Origin of the sequence: Pseudoalteromonas sp. PS5, assembly GCF_004103255.1 — a bacterium.
Taxonomy (GTDB): Bacteria; Pseudomonadota; Gammaproteobacteria; order Enterobacterales; family Alteromonadaceae; genus Pseudoalteromonas; species Pseudoalteromonas peptidolytica.
In genome coordinates, this window is sequence record NZ_RCSQ01000251.1 from 1 (window position 1) to 5,204 (window position 5,204).

At 42.3% G+C, this 5,204-nt stretch carries 6 protein-coding genes; all 6 read left to right on the forward strand.

All coding sequences use genetic code 11. The features are described from left to right. The first annotated feature begins 268 nt into the window (after positions 1 to 268). From tolQ to ybgF, 6 genes are read left to right on the forward strand one after another with little or no spacing between them, the layout of a single operon-like run. The gene (gene tolQ / locus D9603_RS21425; protein ID WP_125254384.1) at positions 269 to 973 is read left to right on the forward strand and encodes a protein TolQ; all 705 of its coding nucleotides are present in this window, start codon (positions 269 to 271) and stop codon (positions 971 to 973) included. Next, on the forward strand, positions 960 to 1,388 hold the full coding sequence (gene tolR, locus D9603_RS21430) for a protein TolR (RefSeq protein ID WP_099643373.1): 429 nt from the start codon (positions 960 to 962) through the stop codon (positions 1,386 to 1,388). Before tolQ ends, tolR begins: the two co-directional genes overlap by 14 nt. Next, complete coding sequence (gene tolA / locus D9603_RS21435) at positions 1,388 to 2,329, forward strand: cell envelope integrity protein TolA (protein WP_125254371.1); 942 nt, start codon at positions 1,388 to 1,390, stop codon at positions 2,327 to 2,329. The genes tolR and tolA overlap by 1 nt, the downstream gene beginning before the upstream one ends. Before the next feature lie 9 nt (positions 2,330 to 2,338). Beyond that, a complete protein-coding gene (gene tolB / locus D9603_RS21440) occupies positions 2,339 to 3,697 on the forward strand; it encodes a Tol-Pal system beta propeller repeat protein TolB (RefSeq protein WP_128732850.1) in 1,359 nt (452 codons plus the stop codon). Between the two features lie 40 nt (positions 3,698 to 3,737). Further along, on the forward strand, positions 3,738 to 4,271 hold the full coding sequence (gene pal, locus D9603_RS21445; RefSeq protein ID WP_125254369.1) for a peptidoglycan-associated lipoprotein Pal: 534 nt from the start codon (positions 3,738 to 3,740) through the stop codon (positions 4,269 to 4,271). 12 nt (positions 4,272 to 4,283) lie between these two features. Next, positions 4,284 to 5,033 carry a tol-pal system protein YbgF gene (ybgF, locus tag D9603_RS21450; protein WP_125254368.1) on the forward strand — a complete coding sequence of 250 codons (750 nt, stop codon included), beginning with the start codon at positions 4,284 to 4,286 and terminating at the stop codon, positions 5,031 to 5,033. Positions 5,034 to 5,204 lie beyond the last annotated feature (171 nt).

Sequence of the window (5,204 nt, forward strand, 5' to 3'; positions counted from 1 at the left end):
TTTTATGCAGTTTTTAATCATATTTACAACCAGTAGGTCAGGGAGCTAAAACCATAGAAAAAGTATGAAATAGAAGGACAGTAAGGATTTGAGTTATTTATCGTCAAATACAATGAATTCGCAGTATTGAGATTGTAAGGTATTTACAGTGTGGTTAAACTAGCTGAACCTTTTGGTAGTAGTTCTAGTCTATCACTAGATGCAGCCTCTAAGCGCTCAATAATATAAATGGCTACCATCGCCGAAACACTTTTGGGAGTATAATAACGTGGAATCGGGACTAAATTTTGTCGATTTAATTTTAAAAGCCAGTTTTTTAGTACAACTTGTGATGTTGACTCTGGTTGGTCTATCAATTGCTTCTTGGGCAATTATCTTTCAGCGCAAAACCATTATTTCGCAAGCCCAAAGCCAGTCAAAGAATTTCGAGCAAAAGTTTTGGTCAGGTATGGATCTAAGTAAGCTCTATAATGAAATCACCGCAAGAGCTGGAACAGCTTCTGGATTAGAGGCGCTATTTGTGTCGGGCTTCAAAGAATTTGCAAAGCATAAAAAAGGCAATATCCAATCGCCTTCAATTGTGCTGGAGGGCACTCACAGGTCAATGCGAGTTGCGCTTTCCCGAGAGGTTGAAAAGCTAGAGTCCAGCCTTTCTTTTCTTGCAACAGTCGGTTCAATAAGCCCGTATATTGGCTTGTTTGGTACTGTGTGGGGAATTATGAACGCTTTTATTGCCTTGGGCGAAGTCAAACAAGCCACGCTGCAAATGGTTGCTCCGGGTATCGCTGAGGCGTTGATTGCAACGGCAATGGGCTTATTTGCTGCAATTCCGGCTGTGATGGCTTATAACCGCTTTGCGAAAAATGTTGAAAAGTTAGAAAACCAATACATCAACTTTATGGAAGAGTTTGCCAATATTCTTTATCGTCAAGCAGCAACACAAGTAGAGGCTAAGCAAAATGTATCAGCGTAAGAAGCGCCGTCCCGTAGCGGAAATTAACGTCGTTCCTTATATAGATGTCATGTTGGTGTTGTTGATCATTTTTATGGCTACAGCGCCGCTGATCCAGCACGGCGTAAAAGTAGATCTTCCTCAAATGGAGGAATCCGAATTAGTTGAAACTAAGGACTCGCCTCCTATTATTGCGACGATTGATGCCGAAGGCCGCTACTTTGTTACAGTGGGTACTGATCCTGAAGCACCAATGGATGCTGTAGAAGTTGCTGCAGTTATTAAGCTTAAGCTCGAACAAAACCCCGATACACCAGTAATGATAAAAGGCTCAGGAAAAGTGTCTTATCAAGAAGTACTTTATCTGATGGACTTTTTGAAAAAGGCGGGAGTGCCTTCTGTTGGGTTAATGACGAAATCGTTTGAGGATGAATAATGAGTTCATTATCTAGCAGCGTAGTTAAGTCAGTCTTGCTTCATGGTGCAATTGGTGGGTTGCTTCTTGCTACTGCAAATTTTCATATGGATACGCCGACAGTGATGGAAGTGACGCTAAACCCGCAACAGGAAGACAAACAACCTGAGCGAGTGGTGTCTGCTGTTTCTGTCGATCAGCAAGCTGTCGAAAAGAAAATTGCGGATCTAAAAAAGCGTGAGGCAGATAAAAAGGCCGCAGAGGAGCGGCGTATTCGTGATTTAGAGCAGCGTGCACAGCAAGCTAGAAAAGACAGAGAAGCAGAAGCTCGCCGTATTAAAAAGCTAGAGCAAGAGCGCCAAGCAAAGCTTGAAGAAAAGCGTCGTGCAGAAGCTCAGGCCAAGCGTGCAAGAGAGATAGAGAAAAAGCAACGTGAGCAAGCCGATAAAGCCAGAGCAGAAAAAGCTGCCGCAGAGGAAGCAGCCAAAAAAGCTGCCGCGCAACGTAAAGCAGAAGAAGATAGGCTGAAAAAGGCAGAGGAAGCACGCAAACGTCGTGAAGCTGAAGAGAAGCGAAAAGCTGAAGAAGCAGAGCGCAAGCGTCAAAAAGCACTCGAAGAGCAAATGCTACGAGAGCAACTAGCAAAAGAGCAAGCAGCAAGAGCTAAAATTCGTCAGCAGCAAGTGTTGAGCGAAGTAGATAAGTATAAAGCCCTTATTATGCAGCGTATCCAAGCTAATCTTCTGATTGATGAGACAATGAAGGGTAAGCAATGTCGTGTTAACATTCGACTAGCTTTCAATGGCTTGGTGACCCATGTTGAATCACTCGGCGGAGACAGACTGGTTTGTGAAGCCGCAATACGAGCGGTGAAAATGGCTGACACTTTACCTGTTTCAAAAGAAAAAGACGTATTTGAACAGCTTAAAAATATCAATTTAACAATCAAACCTAATTTATAAAGGACGAACATGTTAAAAAAGTTCTCAACCTTATTACTGGTTTTAACCCTTGGTATTTCACACTACGTGCAGGCCGCGTTGGAGATAGTGATTACCGAAGGGGTGGACAGTGCTAGACCTATCGCAATTGTACCGTTTAAATACAATGGTACAGGGGAGATGCCCTCAAGTTTAACTGAGGTAATTTCAGCAGATCTTATGCGCAGTGGTAAGTTTAAACCGATTGCGGAAAGCAATATGCCACAATTACCAACAACAGATACTGAAGTGGATTATGCCGCTTGGGTTGATGCTGGCGTTGAAGCTGTGGTTGTTGGTACAGTGACGCAACAATCTGCGGGACGTTATTTGGTAAAATATGAGCTTATTGATGTGATAAGAGCACAGTTGACAGGTGGTGAAACGCGTATCATGTCAAATGGCCGCTTGATGCAGAGCGACGATCATGTACTTGAAGGACGTCAAAGCATTATTAACGCGAGTGGGTTTAGAAACTATGCTCATCAGATAAGCGATGTTGTTTATGAAGCACTGACCGGCGAAAAAGGTGCGTTTAGAACCAAGATTGCTTATATCATTGTTCGAGATGAACAAGACAAACCTTATCAGTTAGTTGTTGCCGATTATGATGGTTACAATGAGCAAGTATTACTACGCTCAAAAGAGCCACTGATGTCACCAGCTTGGTCACCAGATGCGAATAAACTTGCTTATGTCACTTTTGAAAACCGTCAGTCACAAATTTATATTCAGGACATCTATACCGGAAAGCGTGAACTTATTACAAGCTATCCTGGCATTAATGGTGCTCCACAATTTTCGCCTGATGGCACCAAACTGCTAGCTGTGTTTTCTAAAGATGCAGGCGGTGCAACAGAAGTTTACTTGATAGACTTAAAAACCAAGCAAGAAACGCGCTTAACACGCCACCGTAGTATAGATACTGAACCGTCTTGGCATCCAAATGGACAAGAAATTGTGTATACATCTGAAAGGGGTGGTAATGCTCAGATTTATAAGTTAAATTTAAAATCTGGTCGGTCTAAGCGAGTTACATTCGACGGTGATATGAACTTAGCGGGCTCCATTACTCCAGACGGAAAGCGTTTGATAATGGTAAACCGTACACTTGGCCGTTACCATATTGCTAAAAAAGAATTAGATTCCGGGCTGTTTCAAGTGTTGACTCGTACGAGGTTAGATGAATCTCCGAGTATCGCGCCAAATGGTTCAATGATAATATACAGCACCTTGCACAATAATAAGCAGGTATTGGCATTGGTGTCTATGGATGGCCGTTTCAAGGCAAGACTACCGGTCTTGAACGGTCAGGTTAAGGCACCAGCCTGGTCGCCGTTTTTACAGTAATTTTGCTGGTTAGATTTATAAAGATATAGGAACATACTCGATGCAACTTAACAAAACTTTAAAAGCTTTAATGGTCGCGTTGCCTGTGATGACACTTGCAGCATGTAGCTCTTCTTCAAGTGTTGACGAAGGTGCGGCTAATGAGAGTAACAGAGCGGCAACCACAGAGAGCAACACTGTAGACGTAAACACAATGTCTCGCGAAAAGTCGGCTGAAGAGAAGCTACGCGAAAAATATGAAGCGTTACGCCAAGAGCAAATTGTTTACTTTGATTTTGATAAATCTACAATTCAAAGCAAATATGCAGAGCTACTTCAAGCACATGCTGATTTCTTGGTTAAAAACCCAAGTGTAAAAGTTCTTGTAGAAGGTCATGCGGATGAGCGTGGTACACCTGAGTACAATATTGCTCTTGGTGAAAGCCGCGGTAAGTCAGTTGCTAAGTACCTGCAAAGCTTAGGTGTTTCAGATAGTCAGATTTCAGTCGTGAGCTACGGTGAAGAAAAGCCTATGGTTAAGTCTCGTACAGAAGAAGCATTTGCTAAAAACCGTCGTGCGGTATTAGTGTACTAAGAAAGAGTTATTATGAAGCCGAATACTATTTTGGCAGCATTCTTTCTCATGAGCGGGAGCGCCCAAGTTTGGGCTGCTCCCGCTCCTGTTTCAGAAGCTGCAAATTCAGATCAAACAATTGAAGAACGGATCTCTCAATTAGAAAGTATGATGAGAACCCGAAACCTGCTACAAGCAGAGCTCCAGCAGCAACTCAACCTGTTGCAAGAGGAAGTAAGTCAAGTTCGTGGTGTAACTGAAGAACAAAGCTATAAACTGGAAAAAGTCTTGCAACGTCAACGTGAGCTCTATCAGGAAATTGAAAACCGGGTTAGTCAGGCCTATGATCAGTCTCAGACAAGCACCGTGACAACAGATATTACCCCTGAACAAGCGTTTAGTAGTAATTTGTCTGAGAATGAAGCTTATGATCGTGCAGTAAACATGATCATGAAGGATAAGCGCTATGATGCCGCGATACCAGAGTTCCAACGTTTTTTACAGACATACCCAAATTCAGTTTATGTTCCTAATGCGCATTATTGGCTAGGGCAGCTATTCTTAATTAAAACGAAAAGTAGCGATGCAAAATCTCACTTTGAGACAGTTGTAACGAACTTTCCTGAGTCAAACAAGCGCCCAGAGGCTATGTTAAAGCTAGGAACGATACTTAATGAGCAAGGTAAAACAACTGAAGCCAAAACGCTCTTAAATAAATTGATTAAAGAGTATCCAAGTACGACTCCTGCAAAATTGGCAACAGAGCGTTTAGCTAAGATGTAATTATCACTTTTTGAGCTGAGTGCCTTAAAATTAGGCGCTTAGTCATAAAAAGTGAAAAAAACTAGCTATTTCAGTTGCACTCAAAATTTAAATAAGTATTATAAGCGCCCGCAGCAGGCGATTGGTAACAAAAAACTGCTGTGTAAAGTGGGTCATTAGCTCAGTTGGTAG

Excerpts from the sequence above, each read along its gene's own strand:
- tolA (WP_125254371.1), top strand. The coding sequence starts at position 1,388 with ATGAGTTCATTATCTAGCAGCGTAGTTAAGTCAGTCTTGCTTCATGGT.
- pal (WP_125254369.1), top strand. The coding sequence starts at position 3,738 with ATGCAACTTAACAAAACTTTAAAAGCTTTAATGGTCGCGTTGCCTGTG.
- tolB (WP_128732850.1), top strand. The coding sequence starts at position 2,339 with ATGTTAAAAAAGTTCTCAACCTTATTACTGGTTTTAACCCTTGGTATT.
- ybgF (WP_125254368.1), top strand. The coding sequence starts at position 4,284 with ATGAAGCCGAATACTATTTTGGCAGCATTCTTTCTCATGAGCGGGAGC.
- tolR (WP_099643373.1), top strand. The coding sequence starts at position 960 with ATGTATCAGCGTAAGAAGCGCCGTCCCGTAGCGGAAATTAACGTCGTT.